Origin of the sequence: Streptomyces sp. NBC_00459, from assembly GCF_036013955.1 — a bacterium.
GTDB lineage: Bacteria > Actinomycetota > Actinomycetes > Streptomycetales > Streptomycetaceae > Streptomyces.
This window is the reverse complement of the sequence record NZ_CP107903.1, coordinates 3987891-4003584: the sequence shown is the minus strand read 5'-3', so window position 1 is coordinate 4003584 and position 15694 is coordinate 3987891. Positions and strand designations below refer to the sequence as shown.

At 69.7% G+C, this 15694-nt stretch carries 15 protein-coding genes; 6 read left to right on the top strand and 9 right to left on the bottom strand.

All coding sequences use genetic code 11. From position 1 onward, the window contains the following. The first annotated feature begins 31 nt into the window (after window positions 1-31). Window positions 32-571, top strand: coding sequence for a GNAT family N-acetyltransferase (locus OHN74_RS17445; protein ID WP_327695462.1), 540 nt, complete (start codon window positions 32-34; stop codon window positions 569-571). 200 nt (window positions 572-771) lie between these two features. Here the strand turns inward: OHN74_RS17445 and OHN74_RS17440 are convergent, their stop codons facing one another. Then, window positions 772-2952, bottom strand: a complete 2181-nt coding sequence (locus OHN74_RS17440; RefSeq protein WP_327695461.1) for a glycogen debranching N-terminal domain-containing protein — start codon at window positions 2950-2952, stop codon at window positions 772-774. A gap of 212 nt (window positions 2953-3164) precedes the next feature. Here OHN74_RS17440 and OHN74_RS17435 point away from each other — a divergent pair, with 212 nt between their 5' ends. The 5 genes from OHN74_RS17435 (at window position 3165) to OHN74_RS17415 (ending at window position 9553) form a co-directional block, all read left to right on the top strand. After that, window positions 3165-4190, top strand: a complete 1026-nt coding sequence (locus OHN74_RS17435; protein ID WP_327695460.1) for a LacI family DNA-binding transcriptional regulator — start codon at window positions 3165-3167, stop codon at window positions 4188-4190. 160 nt (window positions 4191-4350) lie between these two features. Next, a complete protein-coding gene (locus tag OHN74_RS17430; RefSeq protein ID WP_327695459.1) occupies window positions 4351-5601 on the top strand; it encodes a sugar ABC transporter substrate-binding protein in 1251 nt (416 codons plus the stop codon). Between the two features lie 51 nt (window positions 5602-5652). Continuing rightward, a complete protein-coding gene (locus OHN74_RS17425) occupies window positions 5653-6861 on the top strand; it encodes a carbohydrate ABC transporter permease (RefSeq protein WP_327695458.1) in 1209 nt (402 codons plus the stop codon). A gap of 82 nt (window positions 6862-6943) precedes the next feature. After that, window positions 6944-7831 (top strand): carbohydrate ABC transporter permease, encoded by an 888-nt coding sequence (locus OHN74_RS17420; RefSeq protein WP_327695457.1) that lies wholly within the window; start codon window positions 6944-6946, stop codon window positions 7829-7831. 54 nt (window positions 7832-7885) lie between these two features. Further along, a complete protein-coding gene (locus tag OHN74_RS17415; protein ID WP_327695456.1) occupies window positions 7886-9553 on the top strand; it encodes a glycoside hydrolase family 13 protein in 1668 nt (555 codons plus the stop codon). 111 nt (window positions 9554-9664) lie between these two features. On the opposite strand, the gene OHN74_RS17410 is transcribed toward OHN74_RS17415, so the two are convergent. The 8 genes from OHN74_RS17410 to OHN74_RS17375 form a co-directional block, all read right to left on the bottom strand. Beyond that, window positions 9665-9994 carry a hypothetical protein gene (locus OHN74_RS17410; RefSeq protein WP_327695455.1) on the bottom strand — a complete coding sequence of 110 codons (330 nt, stop codon included), beginning with the start codon at window positions 9992-9994 and terminating at the stop codon, window positions 9665-9667. 437 nt (window positions 9995-10431) lie between these two features. Beyond that, window positions 10432-11163 carry a DUF7873 family protein gene (locus tag OHN74_RS17405; RefSeq protein ID WP_327695454.1) on the bottom strand — a complete coding sequence of 244 codons (732 nt, stop codon included), beginning with the start codon at window positions 11161-11163 and terminating at the stop codon, window positions 10432-10434. Window positions 11164-11376: 213 nt separating this feature from the next. After that, a complete protein-coding gene (locus OHN74_RS17400; protein WP_327695453.1) occupies window positions 11377-11739 on the bottom strand; it encodes a hypothetical protein in 363 nt (120 codons plus the stop codon). 147 nt (window positions 11740-11886) lie between these two features. Further along, window positions 11887-12654 carry a GAF and ANTAR domain-containing protein gene (locus OHN74_RS17395; RefSeq protein WP_327695452.1) on the bottom strand — a complete coding sequence of 256 codons (768 nt, stop codon included), beginning with the start codon at window positions 12652-12654 and terminating at the stop codon, window positions 11887-11889. Further along, window positions 12651-13388 (bottom strand): ANTAR domain-containing protein, encoded by a 738-nt coding sequence (locus tag OHN74_RS17390; RefSeq protein ID WP_327695451.1) that lies wholly within the window; start codon window positions 13386-13388, stop codon window positions 12651-12653. The genes OHN74_RS17395 and OHN74_RS17390 overlap by 4 nt, the downstream gene beginning before the upstream one ends. 64 nt (window positions 13389-13452) lie before the next feature. After that, window positions 13453-13821: an STAS domain-containing protein gene (locus OHN74_RS17385; RefSeq protein ID WP_327695450.1), complete on the bottom strand. Its 369-nt coding sequence runs from the start codon at window positions 13819-13821 to the stop codon at window positions 13453-13455. A gap of 306 nt (window positions 13822-14127) precedes the next feature. After that, window positions 14128-14844, bottom strand: coding sequence for a GAF and ANTAR domain-containing protein (locus OHN74_RS17380; RefSeq protein WP_327695449.1), 717 nt, complete (start codon window positions 14842-14844; stop codon window positions 14128-14130). Between the two features lie 190 nt (window positions 14845-15034). Beyond that, entirely contained in the window at window positions 15035-15403 is a 369-nt protein-coding gene (locus tag OHN74_RS17375; RefSeq protein ID WP_327695448.1) for an STAS domain-containing protein, read from the bottom strand. Between the last annotated feature and the right edge of the window lie 291 nt (window positions 15404-15694).

Genomic DNA, 15694 nt, shown 5'->3' with positions numbered 1-15694 from the left:
AACTACCGCTGAGGGGAAGGGAAACGAAGGCATGAAGACGGCGAGGCTACTCATCCGCAGGTTCACCGAGGCGGACGCGCCGACCCTGGCGGCGTACCGGTCGGACCCCGAGGTGAGCCGCTACCAGTCCTGGGAGTCGCCGGTGCCGTTGCCGGAGGCCGAGCGGCTGGCGGCCACCTTCTCTACCGGGGACCCCGGTGCTCCGGGCTGGTTCCAGTACGCCGTCGAGCGACGGGACGTTCCGGGGCTGATCGGCGACATCGGGGTGTGCCGCAGCGAGGACGGACGCCAGGCCGAGCTGGGCTTCACGTTCGCCCCGGAGTTCCAGGGGCACGGGTACGCCACCGAGGCGGTCGCACGGCTGGTGCGGTTCCTGCTGGTGGAGGAGGGCCTGCACAGGGTCTCGGCCGCCTGCGACGGGCGTAACGTCCGCTCGGCGCGACTGCTGGAGCGGGTGGGATTCCGCCGCGAGGGTCACCTGGTCCGGAGCGCCTGGATCAAGGGGGAGTGGACCGACGATCTCCTCTTCGGTCTGCTGGCCTCGGAGTACCGGGCGGTTCCTGTCGACTGAGGCGTTCGACGGTCGGGCACCGGAGCACCGGCGAGCGCTCAGAGGCGCCGCCTGGGAAGTAACTCCGTTTCACCCGGCCCGAGTTGCTCGAAACCCTCGCTCCTCGGGCCGAGCAACCCGGCCGTTCCCCGGTGACCGTGCCGCCACCGGCGTCACCGGCGCGACTGATCGGCTCGCGTCACCCGTAGGCCGGAAGATCCTCAGCCTCGCAGCGCAGCGCCCTCCTCGACGATCAATCCCCCGGGCGCCGACACCGACTCGACCCGGCCGTCGGAGCCGATGGTGACGTCGAGCCGTTCTCCCGCGATCCTGAGCCCTGCGACAGTGAGCGCGCCGACGGGGAGCGGGCCCGTGGGGCGCAAGCGGAGGCGGCCCGCCGGGACGTCGGGGTCGAGGCCGGTCAGGGCCGTCAGGAAGGCGATGGCCGATGCCGCCGACCAGGCCTGTGGTCGGCAGGCGGCTGGGTAGGGGACCGGTGCGGGGCTGTCCGTGCGGGCGTCGCCGCCCCAGAGTTCGGGCAGCCGGTAGTCGAAGGCCGGTGCCGCGTCGAGGATGCCCTCGATGAGCCGGGCGGCGACGTCGGGGTGGCCGGCGCGGGTGAGGCCGGTGACGGCGATGGCGGTGTCGTGCGGCCAGACGGTGCCGCAGTGGTAGCGCAGCGGGCCGTAGCCGCCGGACCGGGACGACATCGTGCGCAGGCCGTAGGCGTCGGACATGTCCGGGGCTGCGAGTCGTGCGGCGACGGCGGCAGTCTCGTCGGTGTTGAGGATCCCGGTGGCCAGGAGGTGGCCCATGTTGCTCGCGACGGCGTCGACGGGGCGGCCCGAGCCGTCAAGGGCCATGGCGGGGTAGGGGCCTTGCTGGTCGGAGACCCAGAAGCGGGCACGGAAGCGGTCGGCGAGGTCGGCCGCGAAGGTCCGCCAGCGGTCGCCGTCCGGCAGCCCGAAGGCGTCGAGGAGTGCAGCTCCGGCGCGGGCCGCCTCGTAGGCGTAACCCTGCACCTCGGCGAGAGCCAGGGGCGCTTCGGCGAGCCGGCCGTCGCTGAAGCGGACGGCGTCGGCGGAGTCCTTCCAGCCCTGGTTCGCCAGGCCGGTGCCCCGGTGGTCGACGTACGAGAGGAATCCGTCTCCGGCACGGGCGGCGGAGTCGATCCAGTCGAGCGCGGCCACGAGCGCGGGCAGCAGGGCCTCGACGTCGGCGACGGGCAGGCCCCAGCGCCAGGCGTCGTGGAGCAGGCAGATCCACAGCGGGGTCGCGTCGACCGTGCCGTAGTAGACCGGCGGCAGGACAAGGCCCTTGCCGTCGTCGAAGGCCCCGCGCCGTACCTCGTGGAGGATCTTGCCCGGCTCCTCCTCCGTCGCCGGGTCGGTGCGGGTGCCCTGCTGGGCGGCGAGGGTGCGCAGGGTGCCCAGGGCGAGTTCGGTCCCCAGCGGCAGGAGCATCCGTGCTGCCCACAGGCTGTCCCGGCCGAAGAGCGTGAAGAACCAGGGGAGGCCCGCGGCGAGGAAGGTGTCACCGGGCGACGCGGTCATGGCCATGCGCAGCGAGTGGAGGTCGTCCAGGCTCTGTGCGACGAGGGCGGGCAGCCGGCGGTCGTCGGCGGCGACGTCCGGGCTCCGCCAGGTGGGCCGGGGGTCTGCGGCTGTGACGACCGCGTCGGGTTCCGAGACCTCGACGGCCAGGTGCAGGTCGACGCTCTCGCCCGGCGCGACCGTGAGGGTCCAGGTCAGTGTGGAGTGCTCGGCGTCGGGGGTCGCGTCGGGGGCGCTGACGGCGACGGCGGTCGTGCCGTCGCCCCAGCTCAACACGCCTGTACCGGACGACAGTTGAGCTACCGCCACCAGAGGACGCCGGGCTGCCAGGCCCGCCTTCGCGTGCTCCAGCGGCACCAGGTCCCCGGCGATCTCGACCCGCACGGCGAGACGTACAGGCGCCGTCGCGGTGGAGCTGACGGTCAGCTGTTCGGCGAGCAGACCGGGATTGAGGATGCGCCGCCGGTCGACCCGGACGGTCGGGTCGGGAACGGCGTCGCCGAGCGCCTGGGCCAGGCCGACGAAACGACTGCGGCCGGGCCCGTCCGTCGCGTTCATGACGGGGACGACCGGCAGCCAGCCGTCGTCACGCGCCGCTCCGGCGTCACCGTCCGTCCTTCCGGTGCCACTGTCCACCGTCCCGGCATCACCCTCTGCCGTCCCTCCGCCGGGACGCACCGTCACCCGCAGCAGACTCACCGCGCGCACATCCGCGTGGAAAAGCCCCTGTACGCCGGCCCCGGGAGCGGCGGCGTCGAGGTCGCCGTCCGGCCGGGACAGCACGACGGTCGGGGCGGCGAGGGTGACCGCGAGGTCGTGCAGGAGCGGCTGCCGCTGGGGTGAAGTCATGGGAGCTCCGTCCGGTGCCCTCGTGTCGTGTGGGCGGTTCGGGATGACGATTCGTGACTGCGCCGACTCTTGACAGTCCGGGCGCCGATCGCCACAGTAACCGATTGGAACGCTAAATTTAACGTTCAAATCCAATCGCGATGCCGTGATGATTCGGCATCCGCGACGGCGATACGCTGCGGCGCAGTGAACTTTGTGGAGGTGGCTTCGCGATGGCGCGAGTAACACTCGAAAGCGTGGCGCGGCATGCCTCCGTGTCGACACAGACCGTGTCCAACGTCATCAACGCGCCGCATCGGGTGCGGCCGGAGACCCTGGCCCGGGTGCAGGCCGCCATCAAGGAGCTCAACTACCGCCCGAACCAGGCTTCCCGGACGCTGCGGACCCGGCGTTCACAGCTGATCGGTGCGCGTATAGAGCCGCCGCGCGACGGAGTCAACGGCGCCGTCCTCGCCCATTTCCTCCAGTCGCTGACCGCCCGTACCCAGGAGGCCGGCTACCGGATCGTGGTGTTCACGGCCACCGACGACGACCACGAGTGCTCCCTGTACGAACAGCTTCTCGACGATCACGACCTCGACGCCTTCGTTCTGCACGCCACCCACGCCGGCGACCGCCGGACGGCATGGCTGACCGAGCGCCGGGTGCCGTTCGTGACCTTCGGCCGGCCCTGGGGAGCCGAACCCGAGGCCCCCGAGCCGCATGGCTGGGTCGATGTCGACGGCGCGCAAGGGACCCTTGCCGCGACCCGGCACCTGGTCGACGACGGCCACCGCAGGATCGCCTTCCTCGGCTGGCCGGCCGGTTTAGAGGTCGGCGACGACCGGCGCAGGGGCTGGTCCGACCTCCTCGCCGTGTCCGGAGTCGACGTCCCCGCCGGTTACGACATGGGCGTCCCCGACGGGCTCGACACCGGCCGCAAGGCCGCCGCGGCGATGCTCGACCTGCCCACCCCGCCGACTGCGATCGTCTGCGCGAGCGACTCCCTGGCCCTCGGGGCCTGGACCGAGATCACCACGCGTGGACTGCGCCCCGGCATCGATGTCGCGGTGGTCGGCTTCGACGACTCCCCGACCGCGGCAGTCGTCGGTCTGAGCAGCGTGGCGCAGCCCTACGACGAGGCTGCCGCCGCCTGTCTGCGGATGCTCCAGGAGTTGCTGGCAGCCCGCGAACCACTGTCCGCCCCGCCCGCCCCGGTCCTGCTGCCGCCCCGGCTCGTGGTCCGCGCGAGCGGCTGAGCCGCACAACAGCACCCACCCCGGTTTCCACCCAGCCGAACGGTTCTTCAGGTCCGTTCGGCCGACACCGCCATCCCGCTGACAGCCCCCAGTGCGGCGACGGCTCGCGATCCCCCTCTACCGCCGGTACCTCGGGCCGGCCTGCGCAAGGAGATTTATCATGAGAAATCCGCGTACACGCTGGGTTGTCGGCGGCGCCGCACTGCTGTCGCTGAGCCTGTCGGCCTGTGGCGGCAGCGGGTTCAACGACGACACCGACCAGGCGGACAGCCAGGCGTCGGCCGGGCCCGCGTCGCTCAACGTCCTCATAGAGTCCAGCGGCGACGCCGAGACGAAAGCTGTCAAGGAGGCCGTCCAGACGTGGGCGACCGATTCCGGCAACAAGGCGACCGTCACCCCGGCCCAGGACATGGCCCAGCAGATGGGACAGGGCTTCGCCTCGAACAATCCGCCCGACGTCTTCTACGTCGACTCCAAGCGTTTCGCGACGTACGCGAGCGCGGGCAACCTCGAACCGTACGGCGACAGCTTCGAGGGGAAGGACGACTTCTACCCTGCGCTGCGTCAGGCCTTCACCTACGACGGCAAGCTCTACTGCGTCCCCAAGGACTTCTCCACGCTCGGCCTGCAGATCAACACCACCGCGTGGTCGAAGGCCGGCCTGACCGACGCCGACATCCCCACCACCTGGGATCAGCTGGCGGCCGTGGCGAAGAAGCTGACGACCAGCAAGCAGGTCGGCCTCGCACTCGGCGACACGCGTGACCGGATCGGCGCCTTCATGGTCCAGGCCGGCGGCTGGGTGACGAACAAGGACGCCACCAAGGTCACCGCGGACTCTCCCGAGAACCTCAAGGCCCTGAACTTCGTGAAGTCGTTGCTTGCCGACGGTTCGACGAAGTACCCCAAGCAACTCGACTCCGGCTGGTCGGGCGAGGCCTTCGGCAAGCAGAAGGCCGCCATGACGATCGAGGGCAACTGGATCGTCGGCGCCATGAAGAACGACTACCCGGGCGTCAAGTACAAGACGGTTCCGCTGCCGACCGGCCCGTCCGGCAAGGGCACGCTCGCCTTCACCCAGTGCTGGGGCATCGCGGCGAAGAGCAAGAACAAGGCCGCGGCCCTCGACTTCGTCAAGGCGATGACCACGAAGGACATCCAGCTGACCTTCGCCAAGGCGTTCGGCGTGATGCCGTCGAGGCAGTCCGCGTCGGCCGACTATGTCGCCCAGTACCCGCAGGACAAGGCGTTCATCGACGGCGCCGCATACGCCCAGGCCCCGGTGAACGTGGCGAAGATCGAACAGGTCCTCGAGGACTTCGACACCGGTCTGCAAGGGCTGCCGAACGCCGACCCGAAGCAGATCCTCGCGCGGCTGCAGAAGAACGCGGAGGCGGTCGTAGGCCAGTAACCCGGATCCCCTGGATCAACCGGACACGAACGGAACGAGAGTGAACCTGCGATGAGTGAACCGAATCCCGGGCCCGCACAGGGCCCGGGCAGCGGCCCGGCATCCGTCCGTACGACAGCCGTTGCCGAGGCGGGCGGAGGCGGAGGCCGCCGTACCCGCGCCCCCCGCGGCGGTATCCGAGGCCGGGAAGGTCTCGCCGGCTGGCTGTTCGTCTCACCTGTCCTCGTCGTGCTCGGACTCTTCCTGGTCGTGCCGATCGTCATGGCGCTCTGGGTGAGCCTGTCCGACTGGAACGGCCAGGGCAGCCCCTTCTCCTCGGGCGTGGACTTCGTCGGCGGACAGAACTACGCGCCGCTGGTCACCGAATCCGGCCTGGCGCAGAGCGACTTCATGATGAGCCTGCGCAACAACGCGTACTACGTGCTCTTCGTCGTCCCGCTGCAGACCGCGCTCGCGCTGGGCCTGGCGCTCTTGGTCAACGGGCGACGGCTGAAGGGGAAAGGGTTCTTCCGGACGGCGTACTACTTCCCGTCGGTGACGAGTTCGGTCGCGATCTCGGTCGTCTTCCTGTTCATCTTCTCCTCCAGCGGTGTCGTCAACTCCCTGTTGGCGAAGATCGGAGTCGACGGACCGGCCTGGTTCGCCGATCCGCGCGGAGTCATCCATCTCGCCCTCGGCGCCCTCGGAGTGAACACCGACGCGCCACCTGCCGCACTCGCCGACGCCACCGTCGGCGGCTTGTCCCTCTGGGACTGGATCTCCGGTCCCAGCGTTGCCATGACCGCGATCATCATCCTGGTCGTGTGGACGACCGGGGGAACGTTCATGCTCATGTTCCTCGCCGCGCTGCAGGACATCCCCCTCGAAGTCGAGGAGGCCGCCGAGATCGACGGCACCGGACGCTGGCAGCGGTTCCGCCACGTGACGCTGCCCATGCTCAAGCCGACCCTCTTCCTCGTCCTGACCCTCGGACTCATCGGCACCTGGCAGGTCTTCGACCAGATCTACGTCATGACCAGGGGCGAACCAGGCAAGACGACGATGACCCCCGCGTTCCTGTCGTACCAGTCCTCGTTCATCGACAACGAGTGGGGACAGGGCAGCGCCATCGCCTTCATCCTCTTCGCGATCATCGTCGCACTGACGCTCCTGCAGCGGTTCGTCCTGCGCGACAAGGACGAGGCCCGCGCCAAGGCCGCCACACGGCGCGCGGCGAAAGCGGCCCGCTCCGGATCCGGCCCGACGACGGGGACCATCTGATGCCCATGCCCCGAACCGCCGCAACCGCGCCCACGACCGCAGCCGCCCCGGCGGCCACAGCCGACGTCCACGGAGGCACGCGATGAGCACACAGCACCAGCACGCCGACGTAGACGGCACGGGCACACCCGCCCGCACACGCCGTGGCGGCGCCCTCACCCGTGTACTCGGCTACACCGCCCTCGTCGCCATCGCGCTGCTCTACATCTACCCCTTCCTCATCCAGCTCGCGACGAGCTTCAAGACCGACGCGGACGCCACCAGCCATCCGCTGTCGCTGTGGCCGACCCACTTCACGACGGCTGCCTTCAGCCGGCTCGCCGAGGCGGACTACGCGCGTTGGTTCACCAACTCCGTTGTCGTCGCGGTCCTCGTCACCGCGGGCCGCGTCTTCTTCGACTCCCTCGCCGGATACGCACTGGCCCGACTGCGCTTCCGCGGCCGGAGCGCGCTGTTCGGTGCCGTCATCGCGGTCATGGCCGTGCCCGGGGTCGTCCTGCTCATCCCGAAGTTCCTCGTCCTCAACCAACTGGGGATGTACGACTCCTACTCGGGCATGATCGTCCCGCTTCTCGCCGATGCCGCGGGGGTGTTCATCATGAAGCAGTTCTTCGAGTCGATCCCCGTCAGCGTCGAGGAAGCGGCCCGGATCGACGGCGCCAGCACCTTCCGGATCTTCTGGTCCGTCGTACTGCCGATGGCCAAGCCGGCCCTCATCACCCTGACCATCCTGTCGTTCCAGGGGTCGTGGAACGAACTGCCGCACTTCATCGTGTCCCGCCAGAGCCCGGACCTGAACACCCTGACCACCGGGGTCGCCTCACTCGTCTCCGGCCAACTGGGCCAGGGCAACCAGTACCCGATCAAGCTCGCGGCGACCCTGCTCATGACCATCCCCGTGGCCCTGGTGTTCTTCGCCTTCCAACGTCACTTCGTCCGCGGCGGCACGGCAGGCGCGACCAAGGGATAGCCGGGCGCGAAACCCGATGCGACACGGACACTCCCTCCGACAGGACCGAGCGACATGCACAACCCGACCCTCACGCACGACGCCGCGAACGACCTCTGGTGGCGCTCCGCGGTCATCTATCAGGTGTACATACGCAGCTTCGCCGACGGTGACGGCGACGGAACCGGCGACATCGCCGGCCTCCGCTCCCGCCTTCCGTACCTCGCCGACCTCGGTGTCGACGCGATCTGGATCAACCCCTGGTACCCGTCCCCGCTGGCCGACGGCGGCTACGACGTCTCCGACTACCGCGGCATCCACCCCACGTACGGCACCCTCGACGAGGCCCGGAAGCTGATCACCGAGGCCCACGAGCTGGGCCTGCGGGTGATCCTGGACATCGTCCCCAACCACACCTCGGACCAACACGCCTGGTTCCAGGAGGCGTTGGCGGCTCCGCCCGGCTCCCCGGCACGGGACCGGTTCATCTTCCGCGAGGGGAGAGGGGAGAACGGCGGCGAGCCCCCCAACGACTGGTACGCGGCCTTCGGCGGCCCCACCTGGACCCGTACGTCGGACGGCCAGTGGTACCTCCACCTCTTCGCCCCCGAGCAACCGGACCTGAACTGGGACAGCCCGGCCGTCCGGGCCGAGTTCGAGTCGATCCTGCGCTTCTGGTTCGACCTGGGCGTCGACGGCTTCCGCATCGACGTCGCCCACGGCATGGTCAAGGACCCGGCGCTCCCGGACCTGAGCCTGCCGGAGTTCTCCGTCATCGCCGGCGAGGGCCAGGACAACCACCCGCACTGGGACCGCGACGGCGTCCACGACATCTACCGCAGCTGGCGCGCCATCGCCGACAGCTACCCGGACCCCCGCATCTTCGTCGCCGAGGCCCACGTACGCCCCGGCCGCATGCCCGACTACCTCCGCGCGGACGAACTCCACACCGCCTTCAACTTCGACTTCCTCAAGTGCGCCTGGGAAGCAGACCGGTTGAGGGAGGTCATCGACCGCACGATCACCGATCTGGCGACGGTCGGCGCCCCCGCCACCTGGGTCCTCTCCAACCACGACGAGACCCGCCACGTCACCCGCTACGGCCGCGCCCACACCGGCGTCACCAACCCGGCGCGCGACCAGGGCCACCCCGCCGACCTCGCCCTCGGCACCCGCCGGGCACGGGCGGCGGCCCTGCTGATGCTGGCCCTGCCCGGCGGCGCCTACGTCTACCAGGGCGAGGAACTCGGCCTGTACGAGGTCGAGAACCTACCCGAGTCGGCCCTCCAGGACCCCACCTGGGAACGCTCGGGCCACACCGTCCGAGGCCGCGACGGCTGCCGCGTCCCCCTCCCCTGGACCGGCGACACCCCGCCCTTCGGCTTCGGCACGTTCGTGTCCGCCACGCCCTGGCTCCCCCAGCCCGACGACTGGAAGTCGTACACAGCCGAAGCCAACCGGGCCGACCCCACCTCCATGCTCCACCTCTACCGTTCCGCCCTGCGCCTGCGCCGTACCAACTCCGGCCTGCGGAGCGAGGAGTTCCGATGGCTGGCCGGCCCGCCCGGCACCCTCCTCTTCGAACGCGACAACGCCCTGCGGTGCGCGGTCAACCTCACCGACCGCCCGATCCCGCTCCCCGGCACCTGGGTCCCCCTTCTCGCCTCGGGCCCCCTGAACAAGGACGGCACGCTGCCACCGGACACCACGGTCCTGCTGCACCTCGACCGACTGACCGACTGACCGACTGACCGACTGACCGACTGACCGACTGACCGACGGTCGGCGAGGGGATCACCCCGGCCGACCGCCCCGCGTCCAACGGCGCCCCAACACGCCAGGGCCTGTCCGGTGTCATCCCCGCCGACCGGACAGGCCCTGGTCTTCCTCCTCGTACTCGTCGTCCTCGTCGTGGTTCAGCGGACGGAACTGTGCCTGCCAGTGGAAGAGTTCGTGGCCGGCGACGTGTGCGACGGCGGGATGGCGAAACCGGTCCGGGCTCGCGGACTGACCGAGCAGGAGGGCCAGAAACTCCAGCGCATCGTCCAGACGGCCACCACTCGCCCGACCGTGCTGGGCGCGAGCCCGCCGGGAGGCCCTGCGGTGCTTACGCGCCCGCATCCGCAGCGAAAGCGACATCCGCTGGGGCGGCAGACCCCTGTCCACCGCGGCCTGACCACTCAACCCGGTGAACCGTCCCGGTCACAGCACAAGCCGCGGGCCGGAACGTGACGGAGCCCGGGAGCATGTCCAGCTCCCGGGCTCCAGCTTGCCACCCATTTGCGCACACCGACGGCGTTTAAGAATCGCGGGTCATGTTGAGATCGACGTGTTCTGCCTTTGAACTACAGCGCCACGAGAGAGGCGCCGAGGGGACTTGAACCCCCATCCGTCGATGTTCGCCCACGCTCGGTCGATCCGGTGTTCGGCGGCGAATACTGAGACTGGAGCGAGAATCTGAGTTTCACGGGGCCGCCTCTGCCAGGCTTGGGCCACCCCCGCACGTGGTGCGGGGAGAGGGATTCGAACCCCCAACTGACACCCCTTCATCAGCTTCAACATCAGTTTCAGCTTGCGCTCATCGCGCACCCTCCGCTCGCGACGGAGGGCGTGTGTGGAGGCTACCGGAACAGGTAGCCGAATACCGCGTCGCCGACCCGCTGGTCGGTGACCTCGGTGTTGTTCGCCTCCTCGCGGGCGAACTTGACGGACTGCTGAAGCTTCTCGACGCGGTCGAGGAGCTCGTTGACCCGCCGGGCGGGCAGCGCGCCGGAGAACTTCACCGTGGTCCAGTAACCGACCGGGACGTCCTCGTAGTACACCTCGACCTGTGCCGGGTGCTTCTCCGTGGCCTCGGCCTTCACGTGGTTGCGCGGAACCTTCTTCGTGCGGATGGTCCGCACCGGGTCCGTCTTCCACGAGTCCGTCGAGGGGTCCAGGTTCCACGACTCGGAGGCGTCGAGCACCGGCAGCTTGCGAACGAAGGTGTGCAGGTCGGTGAGCTGCTTCTCCAGGAACAACAGGTACGGGACGGGCACCTGGGGCAACAGCACCGTACCGTCGACCACCACGTCCGCGGCCGCGGACCGGTTCGCCCAGTCCTTCGTCGCGGTCACGTCGAAGAGCCGCGTCAGCGTCCCGGCGGTCACCCGCAGAGCATCCTCGGCCTTGATCTGCACCCGCGTGGACTCGGGCGGCAGCTGCTCGCCCTCCTCGTCCTTGGGCTGGTAGGTCCGGGAGATGCCTGCCAGCAGGGCGGGCTTCTGCACGTCCTGGTGAGCCTGGGTGAGCTCCTGGAGGGCCTTGGACTTGACGCCCTTTTCGACTGCGATGATCTGATTCAGCTTCGGCACACGGCGAACCTAACAACCCCGCGCCGCAAGCACATCCGATTAAACGCCTGCCCGTCTTTTCCGCCTGAGAGGGCTGCCCGTGCGGTGCATCGCAAGGCGGAGGCCCACAGCTCTTACCGCACGTACCTCGGTGGTCCGACCAACGCGTCGAGGCGCCGGGCCAGCCGTCGCGACACGGTGAACCCTCCCGGTCACAGCACTGGCAGGGGCTGCCTAGAGGCGCAGCAGACGCTGGGTGAGCTCGCGGTACTGCCGCAGTGCGAGCCGGAGTTCGTCGGACTGTGCCTCGGTGGGCGGCGTTTCGGGGTTCTGGTCCTGCCAGCCGGCGCGCAGGAGACTCCGGCGTTCCGCGAGGGCGTTCACGAGCTGGGCGGTGGCCTCGTCGTAGGCGCTCTCGGCTTCTTCCAGCGCCTTGAGCGGGGTGTCGGCGAAGGTGTTCAGGGCGTGCTGGAGGCGGTGGACGATCTTGTCCTGTTCGTCCGACGGGAGCAGCGGCTGCGGGCCCGGCCTGCGGCGCTCGTCAGAGCCCCGGGTCTGGCTGGCGGGCTGCTGGGCGCGTGTCTGGTCGTACATCATCGGGGGTCGCTTCCGTTCCGTCTGAAGGCATCCTTGGTCAGTTGTCCGGTGTCGTTGCTCACCAGGAACGACACCGGTAGCGGGGCCGGTGCGCGAGGTGCTCCCGATGACCCCACGCTACTCCCCGCAGCGGAGGCGCGAGACCGGTCAGGCGTGCTGGTCGCCGGGCCGGTCCGGCACCGGAGCGGGGATGGCCGAGGTGTCGAAGTCGCCCGAGATGATCTGTACGGCGAGGTCCGACAGGCGCAGGTGGCGGGCACGGGCGTACGACCGGAACGTCGCGAAGGCGTCGTCGACGGAGGTCTCCCAGCGTTCCGCCAGGACGCCCTTGACCTGCTCGACCAGGACGCGGCTGATCAGCGCGTTCTCCAGCTGGCTGTTCTCCACGTGCGACTGCTCCAGCGTGCGCTGCTGGAGGATCGTGATGGTGGCCACGTCGGCGAGTGCCTGGGCGAGCGCGATGTCGTCGTCGCCGAGATGGTGCGGCGTGGTCTGGAAGAGGTTGAGGGCGCCGACGACCCGGTTGCGCAGGCGCAGCGGGATGGCGTGGGTGGCCACATAACCCGTTTCGCGGGCCTGTGGGGCGAAGCGCGGCCAGCCGGCGGTGGCCTCCGGCCGCGTCAGGTCGATGTTCGTGCGGGCGGTACCGGTGCGGTAGCACTCGACGCAGGGACCCTGGTCGTGCTGGAGCGCGAAGAGTTCCAGGAGCCGGGTGTGCTCGTCGGAGGCGGCGATGACCTGCAGTTCACCGTGCGCGTCCGCGAGCAGGATGCTGGCCGCCGACACGTCGAGCAGTTCGACGCAGCGTGCGGACAGCCGGTGCAGCAGGTCGATGACGTCGAAGTCCTCGACGAGGGAGTCCGCGATCTCCACGAAGATCTCGGCCAGACGTTGTTCACGGGCCATGCCGATCATCCCTTTCCACCGTCGGGCGAATGCGGCCCGCTCACATCGTCGTCGAATCGGAGCCTGCGGCCGACCACGTCCGCCGCGATCTCGCCGAGGGGGCGCTCACTGCTGTAGGCGTGGGCACGCAGGCGCAGGAGCGCCTCCTCCATGGCCACGCCCAGTTGGACACTGATCATTCCCGTCGCCTGGTGAACGACCGCGCGGCGCAGCCCCGACGGTGGGTCCAGGGACATGTCGAATCCGCGCACGTTCCCGTCCGCGCCACTCGGGCGTCCGTTCAGGAAGGCTCCGGTCAGCGCGGCGGTGAGGGCGGTGGCGTCCGTGTACTGCTGCTCGCTCAGCCGCCGGTCGCCGTCGCACAGCACGGTCAGTACGCCGACCCGGATGGCTCCGATGCCCAGCGGGAAGCAGCACACACCGTGCACACCCAGATCGCGGGCGGCCGGCAGCAGCGCGGGCCAGCGCTCGGGGCGCACCCGGCCGAGGTCCGGTTCGACGACCGGCCAACCCGTGCTGACGGCGTCGGGACCCGGCCCCTCACCCAGCGTGAACTGAAGCTCTTCGAAGCGTGCGCTCAGCTCGGGATGGCACCAGACGGGCTCTGCCGTCGGGGCCGGGCCGACCAGCAGTGACAGCACGACGCCCTCGGCGCCCAGCGCCTGGGCACACGCCTGAGCCGGGTCGCTCACCTCACCCAGGCGCAGCGACCGCAGGACCTCGGCCATGCCGTCGCTGATCACCGGTCTCCGTCCCGCGCCGGCTGTGGCACGTCAGAATGCAGTGCCGCTCGGCTTGCTCAGCACACTACGCGGGCCGGTCCGCCACCGCACGGTCCGCGGGTACGTCCTGCCAGGCATCCTGGACATCGGCGTACCGCGGGAACCGCTCCAGCAGACCGCCGGCCCGGAACACGAGACCGGCGGCCGGCCGACGGTACACGACCCGTACCCATCCGAGCCGGTCGTGACAGTCCTCCCACGCCTCGCACAGCGGATCCAGAACGCTGCCGTCCATGAACGTGACGGCACACAGATCGACGACGAGGAACAGCCGCCCACTGCCACGCCGGGCGTCTTCCAGATCGCGTGCGAAGGCCGGCACGGTCGTCAGGTCCAACTCACCGTCGGCCGTGACCACACGCAACTTGCTCAGCAGGCCAGGATGCAGGCCCATGTGCCCCATCTCCTCTGTCACTTGTCATGGGGGGCTTTCGCCTTGCGCAGGGCCTCTGTTGCGCGGAACTGGACAGTACGGAGAGGGCCGGGGGCACGGGCGGGCCGTATCGAGGAGAGTACCGGCGGGACGGGACCGGTCGGTCGTCTTTTCTCCCGGTATCCGTACGGGTGATCGAAACTGTCGTACCGGGTCGGTTTCTGACGGAATGGAAGGCGGAGGTGCAAGAGAGTGATGCGGGTCGGCACCGACTCGGCTCCCGGTGGCTACCGGGACCACGAACAGCGCAGGTGACCCGTGTGCGGGTCAGGCACCCAGGCCGGCCAGGGAATCGGAGTCCTCGATGAAATCGCGGGCCACGTCGGCCAGGCGCCGGTTGTGGGAGCGGGCGTAACCGCGCAGCGCGCTGAACGCCTGCTCCATGTCGATGCCCTGGCGCTCGGCGAGCTTCCCCTTGGCCTGTTCGATCAGCACCCGGCTGATCAACGCCGTCTGCAACTGGTCGTTGAGCATCGTGCTGCGGTGGGCGGTGCGGTGTTGCAGGAGACTGATGGTGGCTACGTCGGCCATGGCCTGGGCGATGAGTGTGGCGGGCGGGTCGAAGGGGCCGGGGGCGGCGCGGAAGAGGTTCAGGGCGCCAACGGTGTCGTCCCGCAGGCGCAAGGGCAGGGCCTGGACGGCCCCGAATCCGCTGCGGTGGGCTGCTGTGACGAAGCGCGGCCAGCGGTCGATCTCCCGGGTCAGGTCGTGGACGATCACCGGTTCGCCGGTGCGGAAGCACTCAAGGCAGGGGCCTTCGGCGTTCTGGATCTGGAAGAGCTCCAGCAGCCGCACCTGTTCGTCGGAGGCGGCCATGACGTGGAGTTTGCCGGCCCCGTCGGCGAGCAGCACCCCGGCCGCGCTCGCGTCGAGCATGCTGACGCAGCGGTCGGTCAGCAGGCGCAGGAAGTCGACGAGGTCGAAGTCGGCGACCAGGTTGTCGGCCAGCTCGACGAAGGTCTTGGCCAGGAGCTGTTGGTCCATGGTGGGCACCTTCGATGGAGACCGGTCCCGGCCTGAACGGGCGGGAATGACGGCGGCATGTTCGGTGGTCGGCGCCCGTGCTTCGGGTTTCCTCACAGGCGTCGTGGTCCGGCTCCGGGGCCGGGCACCGAGCAGCACCGGAGTCGCGAGATCTCCGGCTTCCGTGAGCGTGCTGGCCGGGCGCCTGCCGTCATGGTTTGTCGCCCGAGAGTACGGGTACCAGTGCGACGGGCCCGTCCGGCGGGACCGGAGCGAGTGCGGCCGGCGGGCCGACGAGGTCCAGCATCCGGGCCAGCATGGGCGTCGGACGGTGCAGCCGCAGGGTGCCGCCGACCGCGGTGGTCTGCTGCGCGGCGAGGAAGAACGCGTTGAGTCCGCTGCAGTCGCAGAAGGTGACATGGGTGAGGTCGATGTCGATGGCGCGGATACCGTCTCGCAGGCACTGTTCCAGGGACAGCCGCACCAGCGGCGCGGATTCGAGGTCGATCTCACCGGCCAGGGTGATCAACGCCCGCGTCCCTCGGTCTTGGCGGTGAACGGTGAGCTGAGGTTGGGGCATGACGCCTCGGTTCGGAGACCATCCGGCAGCGGGCGCGGTGGTGCCGGAGTTCCGGCTCCCTGAACGCGCTCCCGGCGTGGGCGTGATTTCGGCGGAGGCAGAGCAACGACGGTCCGACGACCTGCGCGGCAGGACAAGCGGATCCACCCGGTTCCCTCCAGGAATGCGCCGGGTGAAGACGAAGGGTCCGCACCCCACAGCCATCTGTGTTCGGGTAACAAACATGCCGCCGGGGTCTGGGACGTCTACGAAGCAGCCTAGTCCTCGGGTCCTGCGATGGACAGGCCGAAG